Genomic DNA, 17548 nt, shown 5'->3' on the forward strand with positions numbered 1-17548 from the left:
AGAGATGTGCGAGATACACGAGAGACGGACGACAGACGGACGACAGATGCACGAGAGACGGACGAGAGCCACGCAAAAGCGCAGAGAGTTCCTATAATTCGCTGAAGGGGACACCACAGGGGTGGGGGGAGTCGCACCGTGCAGCCACGCCCGCCCGCACCTGCGCCCGTGCCCGCACCCACGCCCGCGCCCGCGCATGCCGAGGCCCCGGCGCCGACCCACCCGCCGCCTCCCGCACGCGTACCCCGCCTCCCGTTCCCGCGTCCCTCAAGCCTTCTGCGCCCCCAACTGCTGTTCACCTGGCTGCCGTTGCTCGCCGGGGCCGCCCTCTGGACGTACTCCCTGCCGCGCGTCGGCTTCCGTTCCATGGGCGACTACGGGCTCCTCGACCGCTTCCCCACCCCCTTCTACGCCGCGCTTCTCCTCCTCACCGGCGGATTCCTGGCCGCTCTGCGCCGCGCCGGAACCGCTCCGTGGTGGCCCGCCACGTACTGCGTCGCGCTCCTCGTCGCGCTCAAGGCGCCGCCCGCCGTGCTCTACGACTCCGTGCGCTATCCCTGGGCGTCCAAGCACGACGCGGTCGTGAACCAACTCCTCCTCAACGGCGAACTGCGCCCGAACGGCGCCCTGTCGGGCAACATGTCCGCCTACGACCAGTGGCCCGGCTTCTTCACCCTCACCGGCGCACTGGTGCGCGCCTTCGGTGTGGACAGCGCCGCCGTGTTCCTCAACTGGGCGCCGATCGTGCTCGGTCTGCTGATGATGCCGGTGCTCGTGCTGCTCTACCGCACCTTCACCGAGGACTGGCGGCTCGTGTGGACGGCGGTGTGGATCTTCCAGCTCGCCAACTGGGTGGGGCAGGACTACCTGTCGCCGCAGGGCTTCGCGTATCTGCTGCATCTGTCCGTGATCGCGGTCGTGCTACGGCACTTCGTGCGGCCGGGGTCGGCGGGCAGGCTGCGCGACCGGTCGTTCCTGGACCCGGCGTCCGCCGCCGTGCCTCCCCCCACCGGCCTGCGGCAGCGCGCCGTCGGGGTGGCCGTGCTCGTCCCGCTGATCCTCGCCGTCAACGCCTCGCACCAGCTCACGCCGGTGATGCTGTGCGTCTCACTGTTCGCCCTGACCCTCACCCGCCGCTACCGCAACTACGGACTGCTCGCCGTCGCCGCGCTGATCATGCTGGCCTGGGATCTGACGATGGGACGGCCGCTGTTCGTCGAGACGCTGGGCACCCTGCGCGACTCGCTCGGCCGACTGACCCAGAACTCCCGCGCCGGATACGCCGGTGAACTTACCGGCCCCGGCCCCGAACTGGCAGGTCGCGCCAACGTGTTGATGGTCCTCGCCGTCGCCGCGCTCGCGGGCGCGGCGCTGCTCCTGCGGCGCAGGCTGGTCCGCTCCGCGCTGCCGTTGCTGCTCGTGTCGGCCGCGCCGGTCCCGCTGTTCGTCGTGAACGACTACGGCGGCGAAATGCTGTTCCGGGTCTATCTGTTCGGGCTGCCGGGCGCCGCGTTCTTCGCGGCGGCCACGCTCGTACCGGCGGCGGGCCGCGCGCGCCGTAAGACCCGAAGACGCGCCGCCGCGCTCACCCTCCACGGCGCGCTGCCCGTCGCCCTGCTCGTCCTGCTGGCCGGCTTCCTGCCCTCGTACTACGGCAAGGAGAAGATGTACTACACCCCGCCCGCCGAGACCGCGCTCGTCACCCGCGCCATCGACCGGGCGCCCGAAGGCGCCCTCATCCTCGCCACCACCGGCTCCTTCCCGCAGGCACTGCACCGCTACGACCACGTCGAGCACTGGTTCTTCGCCGAGCAGGAACTCCCCGAGAACGAGCGGATGTTGGCCGACCCCGCCCGCTATCTGTCCGACGGCATCCCGCCCGGCACCCGCGCCTACGTCATCCTCACCCGCACGCAGGACATCTACGCGGCCGGCGAAGGGCTCCTGCCGCCCGGCGGCTTCGGCACACTGCGCGCGCGGCTCGCCGCCTCACCGCTGTTCCGGACCGTGGAGGAGCACCCGTACGGCATCGTCCTTCAGTACCGGCCGCCGGCAGAAGGCGACAGCCCATGACTTTTGATCATTTACGGCTCCGACTACCGCCGGTCCTGGCCGGCTGGGGCGCGGTGGCCGTGACCGCGCTGCCCGGTGGTTCTCCACTGCGCTGGGCCCCGGTCCTGCTGTTCGTCTGCTTCGGACCCGGCTTCGCGCTCCTGCTCCCGCAGCGCGGCACGCTGCGCCCGGCCGCGCGGATCGAGGCGGTCGCCCTCGCCGCGCCGCTCAGCCTCTCCCTCGCGGTCACCGTCGCCACCACGCTCTTTCTGGTGCGCGGCTTCTCGGCGACGGCCTTTCTGGTGACGCTCGCGGCCGTCACGACCGTCGCCGCCGCCCTGCCGGGGCTGCCGCTGCCCGCCGCGACGCGGGGCGCGGTCGGCAGGGGCGGCTGATGGCGGCCCGGCTCGGCCGGGTCGAGCGGCGGGCGTATACCGCCGTCGTCCTGGCCGCCGTCGCGCTGCTCGTCGCCGGGATCGGCATCTGGGCGACCGAGTCGAGTGGTTCGCAGGACGACGGCTGCGCCGCGACGGACCTGCTGGAGCCGCCGTGCGGCGCGTGGTGGGGCGCGTATGTCCCGTACGCCGAGGACGGTCCGGCCGAGGGGTCGCTCACCCGCGCGGTGTACGCCTTCGAGAAGAAGATCGGCCGCAGGCTCGACCTCGTCTACAACTACCACGACATGTCGGACACCGAACTCGACGGACAGCTTCTGACCCCCGACGAGCGGGAGTTGGGCGAGGACCGGATGCTGATGCTGGCGTGGGAGTCCACCGTCTGGCGCGAACCGCACCACGAGAACTGGACCGAGGACCAACTGGGCTGGGCGGACATCGCTTCGGGGACGTACGACGAGGAGATCATCGATCCCCAGGCGCGCCGCATCAAGGAGTACGGCGAGCAGCGGGGCAAGCGGATCTTTCTCTCCTTCGACCAGGAGGTCGACGCCCGCATCAAGGAGGGCGCGGGCACCCCGGAGGAGTACATCGCCGCGTACCGCCATCTCTACGACCGCTTCGAGGAGTTGGGCGTGGACAACGTGGTGTGGGTGTGGACGGTCTCCGGCTATCTGGGCAGCGCGCAAGAGATGAAGGCGCTGTATCCGGGGGACGACTACGTCGACTGGATCGGCATGGACCAGTACAACTACTTCCTGTGCCACGACACCACGGACTGGAAGGACTTCGACCGCAGCCAGCGCCCCACCTACGACTGGCTGCGGGCGAACATCTCGGCCGAGAAGCCGCTGATGCTGGCGGAGTTCGGCACGGTGCCCGATCCGGCGGACCGTGACAGACAGCGTGACTGGTACGCGCGGATCCCGGACACGGTGCGGACCATGCCGGGGGTGCGGGCGCTGGTTCAGTGGAACAGACCGGTCCCGGGCGACGACTGCGATCTGACGGTCAACGAGGGCCCGGGGCTTGAGGGTTACCGAGAGGCGGGTGCGGACGGCTACTTCGACCAGCCGCTGCCTTAGACCGTGGAGTCCTCAGCCGCCGGACGGGTCGAACAGCACCCCGTACGCCGTGGGCACGAACGCGTCCGCGCGCCGGAACCGCCGCGAGGCCACCGCCGCCACCGCCGTCCCCGTCGCCGGGCAGAACCCGAGAAACGCCTGCTGTCCACTCGTCGCCCCGCAGTGGAAGTACGCCGGACCGTCGTCCGTGAGGTGCTGGAACCACGTCAGGGTGTGGGTGTGCGCCTTGCCGAAACCGCGGCGCAGTACGGGTCGGCGCACCGCGTGCAGCGCGTCGGCCAGTGACGGTGTGCGCTCCGGCCGGAGGTGGGCCTCCAGGAAGGTGAGCAGGTCGTGCGGGGTGGCCCGGACCGCGCCCGCCGCGGCGAAGCCGCCGATGCGCAGCGGCGGCACCTCGCTCACACCGTCCCTGGCGTGACCGACGGCGTCGGCGGCGCCGCCACCCGCCCGCGTCGACGTACCCGACAGCCCCAGCGGCGCCAGTACCTGCTCCGCCAGCAGCGCGTCCCAGCCCGTCCGGGTCGCGGCGGACAGGGCGTGACCGAGCACCGAGACGGCGAAGTTCGAGTAGTGCCAGCGGGTGCCGGGCCGGTGGCGCGGGCGGGCGTGCAGGAACGCGTCGACCACGCGGTGCGCGGGATATCCCTCGAACGGGTTGGTCCTCCAGCGCGGCAGCGCCTGCCGGTAGAAGTCGCGCGGCAGCGCGGGCAGTCCGGACGTGTGGGTGATCAGATGGCGCAGCGTGATCGGCTCGACCGGACGCGGCGGCCGGGGGCCGAGGCAGCCCGCCGCCGAGTCCTCGTACGCGAGATGACCGGCCTCCGCGAGCCGGGCCAGCAGCAGACCCGCGTACGGCTTGGACGCCGAGCCGATCTCGTAACGCAGCCCTTCCGCGCCGCCGGGCGAGGCACGGACCGTGCGCTGCCCGTGCACGGAGACGGCGAAGACCACGTCCGGCGCGTCGACCGCGCGGACCGCCGCGTCGAGCCGGTCGTGCGGCGTACCGGCGAGCGCCGCGCGGGCGACTTCGGTGAGGGTGGCCCGGCCGCTGCTCGCGAGATCGGTGAGACCGGCGAGGTCCGAGAGATCGGCGCCGAGACCTGGGTCGCCCCGCCGGTCACTGTTCCGGTCGGCGCCTGCGCTCATGACGCGACGGGCGCCGTCAGCCGCGCCATGGCGCGCGACGTGGCCAGTACGGAGGCGAACGCGGCGGCCAGCGTCGAGTGGTAGACGACGTCGAACACGTCGTCCGCGCTCCCCTGCGGCATCTCGTGCACCGCCGGCATCGCCCCGTCGGGCTGCTGCGCGGCGGCGAAACCGCGCCACGCCCGCTCGTCCAGGGTCGGTTCGGGCAGACAGGCGTCCACGACGAGCAGTTCGCCGAGCAGGTCCCAGCGCTTGAGGTCGAGCCAGTCGTCCAGCCAGACCGGCAGCCACATGGCGAGGTAGTCGGCGATGTACGGCGGCAGCCCGGCCGGATTCTGGCCCCAGCCGGTGAAATGGAAGACCGTGTGGGTGATGTCGTACCCGATATGGCCCTCCACGGTCCACGGCTCGGGTGTGCGGGCGAGCCAGGTGCGCCGGGCCGCTTCCTCGATCGGCATACTCGGCGCCAGCCCGAAGCGCTCCTCGAACGTGGACAGGCCCAGTCGCCGCACGGGCAGCACCTCCAGGGCGGCCCAACTGCCGAGCCGGTGGTTGAGGCGGGCGGCGCGCTCGGTCTCGGGTGCCTCGTAACCCATCTCCTTGAACGGCAGATAGACCTCGAAGGGGATGGGCGAGAGCGGCTCCTGCCGCTGGCCGCGCTCCAGCATCCGCCCGCCGTCGAGGGCTTCGCGCCACAGATGGTCCATCAGCCCACGGGCGAGGGACGCCTGGCGAGAACCCGCCACGCCTTCCCGGAACAGGATCTTGCAGATCATGGCGGCTTCGCCGATGGGCTTGAAGCGGTCCAGGAAGCCCACTTCGGGGTCGGCGTCGAGTTCGAGCCGGAAGCCGGCGCGGTGGGTGTGCAGCCACTCCATCGCCTGTGCGCCGACATGGTGGACGAGCTTCATATGACCGGCGCTCGCGCTGTCGCCGCTTTCCCGGCTCTCCGGGCCAGTCATCGGGTGCCTCCCTCTAGGGCCGCCAGTCGACCGTCGGTCAGGGTGCCGGCGAACGCGATCATCAGCGTGGAGTGGTAGCAGTGCCAGAAGTCCCTGGGCGGCTCGCCCGCGCGCCCCGCGCCGGTCTCGGGGATGCCACCGGCCGCGTCCTGCATGTCGGCGATCCGCGCCCAGGCGCTCTCGATGCTGCGGGGCAGGTCGCCCCCGAACGAGGCGTCGGGAAGGCTTCCCGCCACGGCGATCAGCTCACAGCTCAGATCCCACTGCTCGGCCTCCAGACAGGTGTCCAGCCACGCGGGCAGCCACATCGCCAGATAGTCGCCCAGTTCGGCGGGCATCCAGTGCGGCGCGTTGCCCCAGTCGGTGAGGTGGAAGACGACATGTGTCAGTCCGTAGCCCGCCGTGCGCTCGAACGTCCATGGTTCCGGCAGTCCGCCCAGCCAGGTGCGCGCGAAGGCGGCCGAGGTCTCTCCGTACGGTGTGAACCCCACGCGCCGCTCGGAGTTGAGCATGCCCAGGCGCCGGCTCGGCTCCTGCTCGATGCGTTCCCAGCCACGCGTACGGCGCACCGTGGCCGTCAGCTCCTCGAAGCCGGGGTGCCGCATTCCGGCGGAGGCGAAGGCGGCGTAGATCTCCAGCGGATACGTGGTGAAGGGCTCGTCGCGCAGCAGGTCGAGGAAGAGACCGCCCCGCCGGGTCTGCTCCCACGCGAAGTCCAGCAGCTCCGAGGCGCGCCGGTGCCGGTCGGAGCCGGGTGCGCTGTGCGTCAGGATCGAGTGGCTGAGCTGGGCCAGCTCGCCGAGCGGCTTCAGCGTGAGGTTGGCGTCGGAGCGGGGGTCCAGCACGTCGTCCGGCAGGCTGAAGGAGTCACGGTGGTCGCACACCCATGTCAGGGCGGTCCGGGAGACCTCGGCCGCCCGCGATGTCGCCGGCACCTCGGCGGTCAGGGGCGTACTCATGCGCGGCCCCCGGCGCGGATGTGGCGTGCGGCGTGCACATGGAGCCCGACGCGCGCGTCGGTCCCGGCCATCTGCTCGACGAACTCGAGTCCGGTGTCCAGACCGAGCGTGTCGGGGACACCGTCGATGACGCTCAGCCAGCGTCCGGCACCGGCCGCCTGGAGCCAGTCACGGCGGCGTACGGCGCGTACGAAGCCCCGCGCCACGTCCACGGGCCTGCGGGCGGCGGCCTGAGCGATCCCCGAATCGGCGCCGGGTACGGCGAGCGACGCCAGCAGCGACAGTTGATGGGTGAGCTGCGGCCAGTCCAGGGCGTCCAGCCACGACGCGTCGGGCCCGGTGTGCGCCGCCCCGGTGGCTCCGTTCGGTCCGTTCGGTCCGTTCGATCCGGAGGCGTCCAGCCGGTGCAGCGTCTGGGTCATCGCCCAGTGGCTCCAGACCGTCGTCGCGGAGGACGTGGCCTTGGGTGCGAAGGTGACGACGGCGCGCTGGAAGGCCGCCAGGTCGTCCGGGAGCGGCGGGCGGCGGGTCAGTACGCTCGGCAGCAGGACGTCGGCGCCCAGTACGCGCACCGCCGCCAGACCGAGCTGGTCGTCCGCGAGGGTGCCGACGGTGCCGCCGACCACAGAGGAATGGCCTCCGCCCCGTAGGGCGGAGACCACCTCTGAAGCCAGGTCATGTACCACACCCGCGAGGCGTGGAGAGGTACCTGATTGCTCCATGCTTCTTCCGTCAGCCCTTCTTCGTCGGGCGCGGAGTGGGCGGCGAGAGCAGCAGCCCCCCGGCACCACCGATGAGCAGCAGTGCGGCGCACTCTCGGCTGTCTCGGTATGTTCCTTCGGCCTCGCTCGGGCTCAGGACCGCGTCGATGTCGACGTCCAAGTCCTTCGTGATGTCTCGGGCGTTGGTCTCAGTGGACATGCCATTCATCCCCTCAGGAGGAAGTGGGTTTCACGTACATACCTAATAAAGCGCACATAACGGACACCCGCAAACGCTGAGGCACGCTCAGCCTCGGTACCGGGCCCTTTTGGCGGCGATACGTACCAGTATGGTGCCGATCGCTACCGCCAGCAGCCCCAGGGACACCGGGACGGCGAGGGCCGCGAAGGTGCTCTGGGCGCTCCAGCCCGCCATCGCGAGCACCCAGACCACCGCCGCGACCGCCCGCCCGTCCGCGCCCGCCGCCCGGAGCGCGAGGGCGGCCAGCCCCAGGCAGAGGAGTTGCAGGAGGACGGGCAGGATCTCCAGCGCCATTTCCCGATGGGTGAGTTGGGCGAGTACGTCGGCGGCCGGCCGGTGCCAGGGGCCGGACGCCGCCTCGGGCCGGACGCCGAGAAGCGGCGGCGCGCCGTGCAGCGCACCGAACAGGGCCGGCAGCGAGGCCGTCAGCAGGAGCGGACGCGACCGTACGAGCGTGAGGGCCGCGCACTGGACGGCGATCAGCAGGACACCGGCGCCCACGGTCAACGGCGGTAGCGCGGCGAGGAGTTGGGAGCCCGACACCCGGTCGGCGGCGATGTCGTCCGCGTCCCGCAGCGGGATCCAGAACAGGGCGACGGACAGAGCCAGGAGCAGCCACAGCACGGCGGCCGACGCACGCCCCGTCCGGCGGCGCCGGGCGGTGGCTGTCACGACCGGTGCCGTACGGGGCCGGGGCGTGGGCCTCGCTACGTGGACGGGGATCCCGAACGCCGGAGTCGCCGTGTCATGCACCGCGTGCAGATACGAGGTCCCCCGCGCCCAGGCCGCCCGGTACTCGGCCTCCTCCGCCGCGTCGGCCGTCCCCCCGCCCGTACGCCGCCTGCGCTCGGCCGCCGCGCGCGCCCATGTCGTCCCGTACCCCTGCGCCGGAGCACGGCTCCGCCACCGCCCGCTCAGCGCCGATCGCAGCCCCGGCGCCGCCACCAGCGCGACCAGCGTCATGGACAGCAGCATCGCCAGCCCGGCGCCCGAGATCCCGGCCGGCCCGAGCAGCAGCACCGCGCTGCCCAGGACGGACACGCACATGGCGCCCTGGAGCGCGGCGAGCATCCCCGTACGCCCCTGGACGCGCAGCACGCCGATGTACAGCTCCACGACGACGCGCGGCAGCGCGGCGGCGGCCAGCAGGCGCAGCACCGTCGAGCCGTGCTCGGCGTAGTCGGCGCCGAAGGGCGCGAGGACCTGCGGGGCGAAGACCACCAGCACCAGCACCACGGGCACCAGCAGCGCCGTCATCCGGCGCAGCGCCCCCCGTACGCCCTCGGCCAGTCGCTCGGGGGAGTGCGAGGCGTGCGCGGTCAGGGACGAGGCCATGTTGATGGCCATGAACTCCATCGTCCCGCCGACGGTGTAGGCGGTGTAGAAGAACGCGTTGTGCGCCGCGTCGAAGCGGACGGCGACCATCACCGGCAGCAGATTGATCATCGCCAGGCTGAACAGCGCGCCGACCGAGTCACCGGCCAGGAACCGCCCGATGTCGGCCGGCCGTGGTGGCTCGCGGTCCCGGTCGGCGGCGGCCTGGCGGGGGATGAGCCGGCGGAACACCAGCCAGCCGAGCGGCAGTACGGACAGCGCGATGGCCGCCGCCCAGGACACGAAGACGCCGAGGACCGGCAGCGCGGTGGCGAACGCGACGAGCAGCAGCAGCTTGCCGAGGGAGAAGACGGCGTTGCCCACGGGCACCCAGAAGGCTTTACGCAGCCCGGTCAGTACCCCGTCCTGGAGGGTGAGCAGCGCCCAGGCGACGCACGAGCCGGTGAAGACGAGCCCGGCGGTGACGCCGCCGAGCGGCGCGTACGAGGCGCCCCACAGGTCGAGCGTCAGCAGGAACACCAGACAGGCGACGCACACGACGACCGAACTGAGCGCATACGCCCGCCACACGAGTGCGCCGGTCGCACGCCCGGCGCGTGGCACATAGCGCACCACCGCGCCGATCATGGTGGTCGCGGTGAGGGACGCCAGCAGCCGCATGGCGGCGATGGCGGCGGAGCCCTGGCCCACGGCCTCCTCGGTGTAGTAGCGGGCGGCGACCAGCCAGAAGCCGAGACCGAGGGCGGCGGAGACGCCGGTGGAGAGCATCAGCGCGTAGGCGTTGCGGAACATCGAGTCGCTGTTGTCGGCGTGGGCGGCGTCGTTGGCGTCGTTGGCGCTGTCGTGTTCGGTGACCGCCATGTCCTCGCGTGCCGTATCAGTCACCGTCGTGCCCCGGAGGCAATACGGGCCGCGCCCCCAACTCGTCGAGTGCGGCGATGACTTGACCGGCCCGTAACGGGTCGGCGGGCAGCGCGTGGCGGGCGAACCAGGCGGCGGGCGCGGGGTGCGGTGACGCGTCGGTGAAGACGTCACCGGCGTACACGTCGAGCGGCGGGTCGTACAGATAGCCGGTGGCGATCCGGCGCCGGGCGAGCGCGGCGACGGCGGCGTCCCGGTCGGCGATCAGCAACGGCACCCGGAACAGCGGTTGGACTCCGTCCCCGGGCGCCGCCCACCGGGTCGCCAACAGCCGTTCCGTGCCCGCCCGATGGGCGGCGAGCAGCGGATCGAGCCCGGACAGCAGCCGTTCGGTACGTCGCAGGCGCAGTCGGCCCGGCGTGATGCGGTAGCGGCGCATGTCCACCCGTACCCACGAGTCGAATCCGCGCAGCCCAGGACCTGCGGCCAGCGCCTCTTTCAGCTCGCCCGGCCGTAACTCCATCCGGATGTCCCGGCGTTCCTCGGCGCCGACCGCCCGCAGCAGTCGGCGCGCGGCCCGGACCAGCCGCAGCCCGCGCACCCCGGCCTCGGCGTACGGCCGCAGGGCGTAGGCGAGTTCGGCGGTGAGAGCGGACGGTTCGAGCAGTGCGTCGCGGGCCGCCGCCAACTCCGTACGGAGCGCCGGATCGGCCATGGCGAGGAACCCGCCGGTCTTGGCGCCCACATGCTTGGAGAGGCTGAACACGGCCGCGTCCCCGAAGGTCCCGACGGCCCGGCCCGCCACCTCGCCGCCGATGGCGTGAGCGGCGTCCTCGATCAAGGGGATTCCCAACGCGTCGCAACGGGCGCGCAGTTCGGGTGCGGGGTCGGGATTCCCGTACAGATTGGTCGTCAGTACGGCGGACAGCCCGCGCCAGCCGGACTCCGGGACGGCGGCCGGGTCGATCGAACCGTCCCGCGCGTTCAACGGCGCCTGGACGGGGCGCAGTCCGGCGGCGAGCACGACGAACATGATCACGTCGTCGTTGACCGGCGACATCAACACCCGGCCGCCGGGCGGGCACCAGTGGCGCAGCGCGACGTAGAGCCCGAGCCGGCACGACGGCATGTACAGGCACTCTCTGCCGAGCCGCCGCCGCATGAGAGATTCCAGCGCGGCGTACGGCGCCGGGCGGCCCACCCCAAGAGCCATACGGTTCCCCCCTGCCCCGGATCAATGTGGCCTTTGGGGACGCTCCCGTCAATACGGTCGCGTCGTGCGCCGACCAGTCCGGCGGACCAAATCAGCCTGTCCGGCGTTTGAGGACAGAACACGTAGCCCGTCCGGCGTTTGAGGACGAACCGGCCCACCGGCCGGACCCGGTCATCTCCTACCGGTCACCCGCCAACGCGGCTCGCTGCTCCGGCGTGAGCCGTTCCGGCCCGGCGTGCCGCAGCGCCTCCGTGACGCGCTCGGCGGCCCAGCCGAGCCCCGTGGCCAGGAGACGCGCGTCGACCGGCACCCCCACATGCGCCACCGCCGCGAGCACCGTCAGCGCGTCGTCGACCCCGCCGGGGCCGGGCGCCATCTCGTCGTGCAGGGTCGCGAAGAACTGGCTCATCCGGTCGAGCCGGACCCCGGCCGGTGTGCTCTCGCCGACGAGTCCCGCCCCCTGCCGGGCGGTTTCCGCCCAATTCGCGGTCGAGCGGGTGTCGCGCGTCCAGGCGCGCACCCAGACGTCGTCGTCCACGACGTACCGCTCGCGCCGCCGGGGACCGCGCTCGCGCCGGACCATCTCCAGGTTCTCGAGGTAGCCGACGGCCTTGGAGACCGACGCGGGGCTGACCCGCAACCGCCGCACCAGGTCGGCGGCGGTCAGGGCGCCCGAGTCGGCGAGGAACAGCCGGGCGAGGACGCGTGAGGCCATGCTCGGCAGCCCGGTCTCGACCAGCATCGCCACGAACTGCCCTTCGAAGCGCCGGAGTTCATCCCGCTCGTCCCGCTCGTCGTCGTACGGCGTGGGCCCGCTCCGGCGCGCCCGCCGCTCGGTGGCGAGCAGCGCGCGGTCCACCCGGTAGCCGTCCGCACCGCCGTTGCGCGCCACTTCCCGGCTGATGGTCGAGGTCGGCCGGCCGAGGCGTCTGGCGATCTCGGCGTAGCCCAGCCCCTCGGCCAGTCCCGCCCCGATGTTCCGGCGGTCCTCGTGCGTCAGCCTGCCTCCCGGCATCCGCGCTCCCCTCCTGATGGTCGTCGGTGCATGCTCGGTCCAGTATGCGTTCACCGTCATCTCATTGCAACGCACGCTGTCACAGCAGGGAAATTTATTGACGACCCATGAAACGCAACGTAGCTTTCACCCATGCTGAATGTGGCGACGAGTCAGAGAGCCGTGCTCGATGTCGAGGGCCTGCGGATGCGGTACGGCGCGAACGACGTCCTGCGCGATGTGCGCTTCCAGGCCCACCACGGCGAGGTCCTGGCCCTGCTGGGGCCGAACGGGGCGGGCAAGACCACGACCATCGAGATCCTGGAGGGCTTCCGGATGCGCTCGGCCGGCCGCGTCGACGTGCTCGGCGCCGACCCGGCGCACGGCGACGAACGCTGGCGCGCCAGGCTCGGCGTCGTCCTCCAGTCCTGGCGCGACCACGGCAACTGGCGGGTACGCGAACTGCTCGCCCACCTCGGCACGTACTACACCCCCTACTCCACCGACCGGGTCCAACGACCCTGGGACACCGACGAGTTGGTCGAGGCGGTCGGCCTGACGGCGCACGCGGGAAAGAAGATCAAGACACTCTCCGGCGGCCAGCGGCGCAGGCTGGACGTGGCGATCGGCATCGTCGGCCGCCCCGAACTGCTCTTCCTGGACGAGCCGACGGCGGGCTTCGATCCGGCGGCGCGCCACGAGTTCCACGACCTCGTCCATCGCCTCGCCGCCGACCACCGGACCACCATCCTGCTCACCACCCACGACCTGGACGAGGCCGGAAAGCTCGCCGACCGCATCGTGATCCTGGTCGGCGGCCGGATCATCGCCGACGGATCGGCGGACGAGCTGGCGCGGCAGGTGGCGGGGGAGGACGAGGTGCGCTGGACATGCGACGGCGAGCGCTTCACCCGCACGACCACCGACTCGACCGGCTTCGTCCGCGATCTGTTCGGCCGTCACGGCACGGCGATAGCCGAACTGGAGGTCCGCCGGGCCTCGTTGGAGGACACGTACATGACCCTCGTACGCGAGGAAGAGGCGGCGGCCCGGTGAACGAGGTGAGCGCGAGGACGAACACGCTACGGGCCGGCTGGTCCCGCGGCCTGATCGAACTGCGGCAGTCCTTCACCAACCCCGGTGAACTGCTGTCCCATCTGCTCTGGCCGGCCCTCATGCTGGCGGTGATGTACTTCCTGCGGGACTCGGCCTTCGGCTCCGGCGGGCTCATGCTCGGCACCCTCGCCCTCCCGAGCATCCTCGGCATGAACGCCGCGATGGGCATGGTCGCCATGAGCCAGATCCTCACCGCCGAACGCGAGGACGGAACCCTCCTGCGCGCCAAGGCGACACCCGACGGCATGCCCGCCTACCTGATCGGCAAGGTCGTCACGGTCGGCGGCAGCCTCGTCGCCGACCTCGCGATCCTGCTGATCCCCGGCCTGCTCATCATCGACGGCCTCGCGGCCGGCAGCGCCGGATCCTGGCTCACCGTCGCCTGGGTGCTGCTCCTCGGCATGGCGGCGACGCTCCCCATCGGCGCCATCCTGGGCTCGGTCTTCGCCGGCGCCCGCGCCCAAGGACTCATCCAGCTCCCGGTGTTGGGCCTGATCGCGATCTCCGGCATCTTCTACCCGCTCACCGCGCTGCCGGAGTGGGTGCAGTGGATCGGCCAGTTGACCCCGATCTACTGGCTCGGCCTGGGCATGCGCGCGGCGCTGCTCCCGGACTCGGCGGTCACCGTCGAGATCGCCGAGTCCTGGCGCCAGTGGGAGACGGCCGGTGTGCTCACGCTCTGGGCGGTACTGGGCCTGGTGCTCGCCCCGATCGTTCTGCGCCGCATGGCCCGGCGCGAGTCGGGCTCGGCGGTGTCGGAACGCCGCGAGAAGGCGCTGCGCCGGGTGGCCTGAACGGACCGTGCACGAAAGGGGCGGCGTACGCCGACGTGGTGTCGGTGTACGCCGCCCTGCTTATGCGCTGTAGGTCCTGACCGTTACCTCGGGTCCTGGTTGAACTTCGAGGTCGACCAGAAGTAGCCGAGCACCGCGAGGCCGACGCACCAGACGACCGCCAGCCAGCCGTTGTGGCCGATCTCGGTGCCGAGCAGCAGGCCGCGCAGGGTCTCGATGGCCGGGGTGAAGGGCTGGTACTCGGCGATCGGCTGGAACCAGCCCGGCATCGCGTCGACCGGGACGAAGGCGCTGGAGATGAGCGGCAGGAAGATCAGCGGCATCGCGTTGTTGCTGGCCGCCTCCGCGTTCGGGCTGATCAGGCCCATCCCGACCGCGATCCAGGTGAGCGCCAGGGAGAACAGCACGAGCAGTCCGAACGCCGCGACCCACTCCAGGACCGTGGCGTCGGTGGACCGGAAGCCGATGGCCACACCGACCGCGCCCACGAGGACGACGCTCAGCACGCACTGGAGCACGCTGCCCACGACGTGCCCGACAAGCACCGAGCCGCGGTGGATCGCCATCGTACGGAAACGGGCGATGATGCCCTCGGTCATGTCCATGGAGACGGACACCGCGGTGCCGATCGTGGTGCCGCCGATGGTCATCAGCAGGATGCCCGGGACGATGTAGGCGATGTAGTCGGAGCGGTCCGCGCCGCCGCCGCCGATGCCCGCGCTCATCACGTCGCCGAAGAGGTAGACGAAAAGCAGCAGGAGCATGACCGGCGTGAGCAGCAGATTCAGCGTCATGGACGGATAGCGCCGGGCGTGCAGGAGATTCCGCCGCAGCATGGTGCTCGAGTCGCGTACGGCGAGGGAGAGGGAGCTCATCGGACGTTCTCCTTGGACTGGTTGGGGACCTTGGCGTCGCCGGTCAGGGCGAAGAACACGTCATCGAGGTCGGGGGTGTGGACGGTCAGTTCGTCGGCCTCGATGCCGGCGGAGTCGAGCCAGTCGAGGATGGAGCGCAGCTCGCGCTGGCTGCCGTCGCTGGGGATGGACAGCGACAGTGCCTCGTCGTCGCGGGTGGCCTCGGTCAGGGTGTCGGCGGCGGACCGGTACGCGGACGGGTCGGTGAAGCGGAGCCGGATGTGCCCGCCGGGGATGAGCCGCTTCAGCTCGTCCGCGGTGCCCTCGGCGGCGATCTTGCCGTCGTTCAACACGGCGATGCGGTCGGCGAGTTCGTCGGCCTCGTCCAGGTACTGGGTGGTGAGAAGGACGGTGACGCCGCCGGCGACCAGGCCGCGGATGATGCCCCACATGTTGTGGCGGCTGCGCGGGTCGAGGCCGGTGGTCGGTTCGTCGAGGAAGATGATGCGCGGGTTGCCGACCAGCGTCATGGCGATGTCGAGGCGGCGTTTCATGCCGCCGGAGTAGGTCGAGGCGGGCTTCTTCGCGGCCTCCACCAGGTCGAAGCGTTCCAGGAGTTCGGCGGCGACCCGGCGTCCCTCGCGGCGGGAGAGATGGTGCAGGTCCGCCATGAGGAGCATGTTCTCCTCGCCGGTGATCAGGCTGTCGACGGCGGAGAACTGCCCGGTGACGCCGATCGCGGCGCGTACGGCCTGCGGTTCGGCGGCCAGGTCGTGGCCGTCGACGTGCAGCTCGCCGGCGTCGGCGGTGATGAGGGTGGAGAGGATCTTCACGGCGGTGGTCTTGCCGGCGCCGTTCGGCCCGAGCAGCGCGAACACGGTCCCGGCCGGGATGCTCAGATCGATCCCGTCGAGGACGAGCTTGTCGCCGTAGGACTTGCGCAGGCCGGTGGCGGAGACGGCGGTGGGCGGCTGCTGGCCGTTTCCGCGCCTGGACGTGGGCATGACAGATGAAGGCATGGGCCCTCCCGTTCGAAGGTTGGAGTGAGGTGAAGAGGCGAAGGGGGCGAAGGGGGCGAAGGGGGTGAAGGGGGTGAAGGGGGTGAAGCGAAAGGTGGCGCCAGGCCGGACTCTCAGGCGCGGGCGGGGGCGCGGCGGATGTCGATGTTGCCCCAGTTGGTACGGGCGCGGACCTTGACGGTGTCCTCGGTCTCGTCCGGGGTCTGGGAGGCGGCGAGCGTGTTGCGTACCTGCCCGCGGTTGGAGTTGACGTCCAGCCAGGCGGCGGTGCCCTCACGCACACCGACCTCGATCGGGCCGTTGGCGGTCTCCAACTGGACGGTGCCACGGGCGACTTCGGCGACGCGAAGGCCGCCGTTGGTGGTGGTGCCGGTGACCGAGGACTCGGCGCGTGCGATGTCTACGGGGCCGTTGGCGCCGCTCACCCGCAGCTCGCCGATCACGGCGCCGACGGTCGTGGTGCCGTGCGAGTTCTTGAGGACGGCGGGGCCGTCGACAATCCCGACCCGCATGTTGCCGGTGCTGGTGGTGATCTCGGCCATGCCCTCGACCCGGTCCACGGCGATCATGCCGTGCGACGCGGTCAGTTGGAGCGGGCCGGTCGTGTCGAGGCGTACGTCACCGGACGTGGTCTTCACATGGACCTCGCCGAGCCGCCCCTCGCCGATCACCTGGGTCCAGGAGCCGGTCAGCTCGACGCGCGAGCCGGTGGGCAGTTCGACCGTCACGTCGACGGCGCCACTGGGCCCTACGAGGTAGCGGCTCTTTGTCCTGATGGTCAGTTCGCCGCCGGCGAAGCTGACCTCGGTCTGCTCGGCGGCCCGCACGTCCTTGTTGCTCTTGGGGTCGCGGGGCCGTACCTCGACCACGGTGTCGACGCGGTCGCCAGCGGTGAACTGGATGGAACCGGCGTCCACACGGGTGGTGGCCGAGATCGGTTCGGGAGTGTCGTAAGTAGGCATGGCTGTCCCGTCCTCTTGGGTCTTGGGTTCGTCCCCGCTGGTGGGACGTGGTGTGGGTGAAGTCGTACGGGCACGGGCACGGGCACGGGTCGCGGGTCGCGGGGCTGCGGCTAGCGCACCCAGCCCGTGAAGCTCTGTCCGACGGTGCGGGTCTTCTCCGTCGTACGCGGCCGGGTGCCGCCGTCGACCGCGCCCGACACGGCCCGCACCAGCCACGCGTTGACCGACAGGCCCTCGCGGGCCGCGGCCTCCTCGGCGCGGGTCTTGAGATGGGCCGGCAGTCGCAGGTTGACGCGGGCGGTGCCGCCCTCGTCGCCGTCGACGGGTGCGTGCGCCTTGAGCGGTTCGACGGGCGCGGCCGGCTCCGCGTGGGCGCCGCCGTCGGTGGGCGGCAGTGTCACGACGAAGTCGGGGTCGAGCCCGCGCAGTCGTACGTCGACCGAGCCGGGGGCGAGTTCGCGGGTGATCTCGTCCATGGCGGCGGAGAGCACGTTGAGCATGGTCAGCCGGGTCGCCGACTCCAGGGGAGCGGTGAGCCTTTCGGCCAGCTCGCGTGCTTCGTCGCCGCCGGCTTCGGCGGCCACCGCGAGTTCGCGGCGGAGGGAGTCGACGTACGGGGTGAGGTCCATGGCGTCATCATGGCACCACAATGGCGCCAAGCGCAACCCGCTAGGTGGCATCTCTGAGTCGCCGATCAATGTGACCACTCTGACCTGCGAAGATGCACTGGTGCCCGGCTGAGTCATTGTGGCGCCACGCGCGTCCACGCGCTCCTGGGGGCGTGGGATGGCGCCGGATGGCACCACTTGGCACCAAGCGGCGCCACTCGATGTCATGT

The 17548-nt window shown here is 71.4% G+C and carries 17 protein-coding genes; 5 read left to right on the plus strand and 12 right to left on the minus strand.

The window, feature by feature from the left end; translation table 11 throughout:
• The first annotated feature begins 168 nt into the window (after nucleotides 1–168).
• Genes OG329_RS26675 through OG329_RS26685 form a run of 3 tightly spaced genes read left to right on the plus strand, consistent with a single transcriptional unit; the run spans nucleotide 169 to nucleotide 3532 of the window.
• On the plus strand, nucleotides 169–2073 hold the full coding sequence (locus tag OG329_RS26675) for a hypothetical protein (protein ID WP_405798711.1): 1905 nt from the start codon (nucleotides 169–171) through the stop codon (nucleotides 2071–2073).
• Complete coding sequence (locus tag OG329_RS26680; RefSeq protein WP_405798713.1) at nucleotides 2070–2447, plus strand: hypothetical protein; 378 nt, start codon at nucleotides 2070–2072, stop codon at nucleotides 2445–2447. Before OG329_RS26675 ends, OG329_RS26680 begins: the two co-directional genes overlap by 4 nt.
• Nucleotides 2447–3532, plus strand: a complete 1086-nt coding sequence (locus tag OG329_RS26685) for a glycoside hydrolase family 26 protein (protein WP_405798714.1) — start codon at nucleotides 2447–2449, stop codon at nucleotides 3530–3532. The genes OG329_RS26680 and OG329_RS26685 overlap by 1 nt, the downstream gene beginning before the upstream one ends.
• Nucleotides 3533–3544: 12 nt before the next feature.
• Here OG329_RS26685 and OG329_RS26690 read toward each other — a convergent pair whose 3' ends face one another.
• From OG329_RS26690 to OG329_RS26725, 8 genes are all read right to left on the minus strand, one after another.
• Complete coding sequence (locus tag OG329_RS26690; RefSeq protein ID WP_405798715.1) at nucleotides 3545–4678, minus strand: serine hydrolase domain-containing protein; 1134 nt, start codon at nucleotides 4676–4678, stop codon at nucleotides 3545–3547.
• Nucleotides 4675–5640, minus strand: a complete 966-nt coding sequence (locus OG329_RS26695) for a DUF6895 family protein (protein WP_405798717.1) — start codon at nucleotides 5638–5640, stop codon at nucleotides 4675–4677. Before OG329_RS26695 ends, OG329_RS26690 begins: the two co-directional genes overlap by 4 nt.
• The gene (locus OG329_RS26700) at nucleotides 5637–6599 is read right to left on the minus strand and encodes a DUF6895 family protein (protein ID WP_405798718.1); all 963 of its coding nucleotides are present in this window, start codon (nucleotides 6597–6599) and stop codon (nucleotides 5637–5639) included. Before OG329_RS26700 ends, OG329_RS26695 begins: the two co-directional genes overlap by 4 nt.
• Nucleotides 6596–7321 carry a hypothetical protein gene (locus OG329_RS26705; RefSeq protein ID WP_405798720.1) on the minus strand — a complete coding sequence of 242 codons (726 nt, stop codon included), beginning with the start codon at nucleotides 7319–7321 and terminating at the stop codon, nucleotides 6596–6598. The genes OG329_RS26700 and OG329_RS26705 overlap by 4 nt, the downstream gene beginning before the upstream one ends.
• Before the next feature lie 10 nt (nucleotides 7322–7331).
• Nucleotides 7332–7520 carry a hypothetical protein gene (locus OG329_RS26710; protein ID WP_405798721.1) on the minus strand — a complete coding sequence of 63 codons (189 nt, stop codon included), beginning with the start codon at nucleotides 7518–7520 and terminating at the stop codon, nucleotides 7332–7334.
• 87 nt (nucleotides 7521–7607) lie between these two features.
• Complete coding sequence (locus tag OG329_RS26715; RefSeq protein ID WP_405802030.1) at nucleotides 7608–9689, minus strand: lipopolysaccharide biosynthesis protein; 2082 nt, start codon at nucleotides 9687–9689, stop codon at nucleotides 7608–7610.
• A gap of 85 nt (nucleotides 9690–9774) precedes the next feature.
• Nucleotides 9775–10920 (minus strand): DegT/DnrJ/EryC1/StrS family aminotransferase, encoded by a 1146-nt coding sequence (locus OG329_RS26720; protein ID WP_405802032.1) that lies wholly within the window; start codon nucleotides 10918–10920, stop codon nucleotides 9775–9777.
• Nucleotides 10921–11149: 229 nt separating this feature from the next.
• Entirely contained in the window at nucleotides 11150–11986 is an 837-nt protein-coding gene (locus OG329_RS26725; protein ID WP_405798723.1) for a helix-turn-helix domain-containing protein, read from the minus strand.
• Nucleotides 11987–12118: 132 nt separating this feature from the next.
• Between OG329_RS26725 and OG329_RS26730 the strand changes: the two genes are divergently transcribed.
• Nucleotides 12119–13021 (plus strand): ABC transporter ATP-binding protein, encoded by a 903-nt coding sequence (locus OG329_RS26730; RefSeq protein WP_405798724.1) that lies wholly within the window; start codon nucleotides 12119–12121, stop codon nucleotides 13019–13021.
• The gene (locus OG329_RS26735; RefSeq protein WP_405798726.1) at nucleotides 13018–13875 is read left to right on the plus strand and encodes an ABC transporter permease; all 858 of its coding nucleotides are present in this window, start codon (nucleotides 13018–13020) and stop codon (nucleotides 13873–13875) included. The genes OG329_RS26730 and OG329_RS26735 overlap by 4 nt, the downstream gene beginning before the upstream one ends.
• 83 nt (nucleotides 13876–13958) lie before the next feature.
• Here the strand turns inward: OG329_RS26735 and OG329_RS26740 are convergent, their stop codons facing one another.
• From OG329_RS26740 to OG329_RS26755, 4 genes are all read right to left on the minus strand, one after another.
• Complete coding sequence (locus OG329_RS26740; RefSeq protein WP_405798728.1) at nucleotides 13959–14750, minus strand: ABC transporter permease; 792 nt, start codon at nucleotides 14748–14750, stop codon at nucleotides 13959–13961.
• Nucleotides 14747–15748, minus strand: coding sequence for an ATP-binding cassette domain-containing protein (locus OG329_RS26745; protein ID WP_405798730.1), 1002 nt, complete (start codon nucleotides 15746–15748; stop codon nucleotides 14747–14749). The genes OG329_RS26740 and OG329_RS26745 overlap by 4 nt, the downstream gene beginning before the upstream one ends.
• 113 nt (nucleotides 15749–15861) lie before the next feature.
• The gene (locus OG329_RS26750; RefSeq protein ID WP_405798731.1) at nucleotides 15862–16710 is read right to left on the minus strand and encodes a DUF4097 family beta strand repeat-containing protein; all 849 of its coding nucleotides are present in this window, start codon (nucleotides 16708–16710) and stop codon (nucleotides 15862–15864) included.
• A gap of 110 nt (nucleotides 16711–16820) precedes the next feature.
• A complete protein-coding gene (locus tag OG329_RS26755; RefSeq protein WP_405798732.1) occupies nucleotides 16821–17339 on the minus strand; it encodes a hypothetical protein in 519 nt (172 codons plus the stop codon).
• Nucleotides 17340–17548: the final 209 nt, after the last annotated feature.

This window comes from Streptomyces sp. NBC_01506, from assembly GCF_045040295.1.
In the GTDB taxonomy this organism is placed as follows: domain Bacteria; phylum Actinomycetota; class Actinomycetes; order Streptomycetales; family Streptomycetaceae; genus Streptomyces.

Excerpts from the sequence above, each read along its gene's own strand:
- OG329_RS26680 (WP_405798713.1), top strand. The coding sequence starts at position 2,070 with ATGACTTTTGATCATTTACGGCTCCGACTACCGCCGGTCCTGGCCGGC.
- OG329_RS26685 (WP_405798714.1), top strand. The coding sequence starts at position 2,447 with ATGGCGGCCCGGCTCGGCCGGGTCGAGCGGCGGGCGTATACCGCCGTC.
- OG329_RS26690 (WP_405798715.1), bottom strand. The coding sequence starts at position 4,678 with ATGAGCGCAGGCGCCGACCGGAACAGTGACCGGCGGGGCGACCCAGGT.
- OG329_RS26695 (WP_405798717.1), bottom strand. The coding sequence starts at position 5,640 with ATGACTGGCCCGGAGAGCCGGGAAAGCGGCGACAGCGCGAGCGCCGGT.
- OG329_RS26700 (WP_405798718.1), bottom strand. The coding sequence starts at position 6,599 with ATGAGTACGCCCCTGACCGCCGAGGTGCCGGCGACATCGCGGGCGGCC.
- OG329_RS26705 (WP_405798720.1), bottom strand. The coding sequence starts at position 7,321 with ATGGAGCAATCAGGTACCTCTCCACGCCTCGCGGGTGTGGTACATGAC.
- OG329_RS26710 (WP_405798721.1), bottom strand. The coding sequence starts at position 7,520 with ATGTCCACTGAGACCAACGCCCGAGACATCACGAAGGACTTGGACGTC.
- OG329_RS26715 (WP_405802030.1), bottom strand. The coding sequence starts at position 9,689 with ATGTTCCGCAACGCCTACGCGCTGATGCTCTCCACCGGCGTCTCCGCC.
- OG329_RS26720 (WP_405802032.1), bottom strand. The coding sequence starts at position 10,920 with ATGCGGCGGCGGCTCGGCAGAGAGTGCCTGTACATGCCGTCGTGCCGG.
- OG329_RS26725 (WP_405798723.1), bottom strand. The coding sequence starts at position 11,986 with ATGCCGGGAGGCAGGCTGACGCACGAGGACCGCCGGAACATCGGGGCG.
- OG329_RS26730 (WP_405798724.1), top strand. The coding sequence starts at position 12,119 with ATGCTGAATGTGGCGACGAGTCAGAGAGCCGTGCTCGATGTCGAGGGC.
- OG329_RS26740 (WP_405798728.1), bottom strand. The coding sequence starts at position 14,750 with ATGAGCTCCCTCTCCCTCGCCGTACGCGACTCGAGCACCATGCTGCGG.
- OG329_RS26745 (WP_405798730.1), bottom strand. The coding sequence starts at position 15,748 with ATGCCTTCATCTGTCATGCCCACGTCCAGGCGCGGAAACGGCCAGCAG.
- OG329_RS26750 (WP_405798731.1), bottom strand. The coding sequence starts at position 16,710 with ATGCCTACTTACGACACTCCCGAACCGATCTCGGCCACCACCCGTGTG.
- OG329_RS26755 (WP_405798732.1), bottom strand. The coding sequence starts at position 17,339 with ATGGACCTCACCCCGTACGTCGACTCCCTCCGCCGCGAACTCGCGGTG.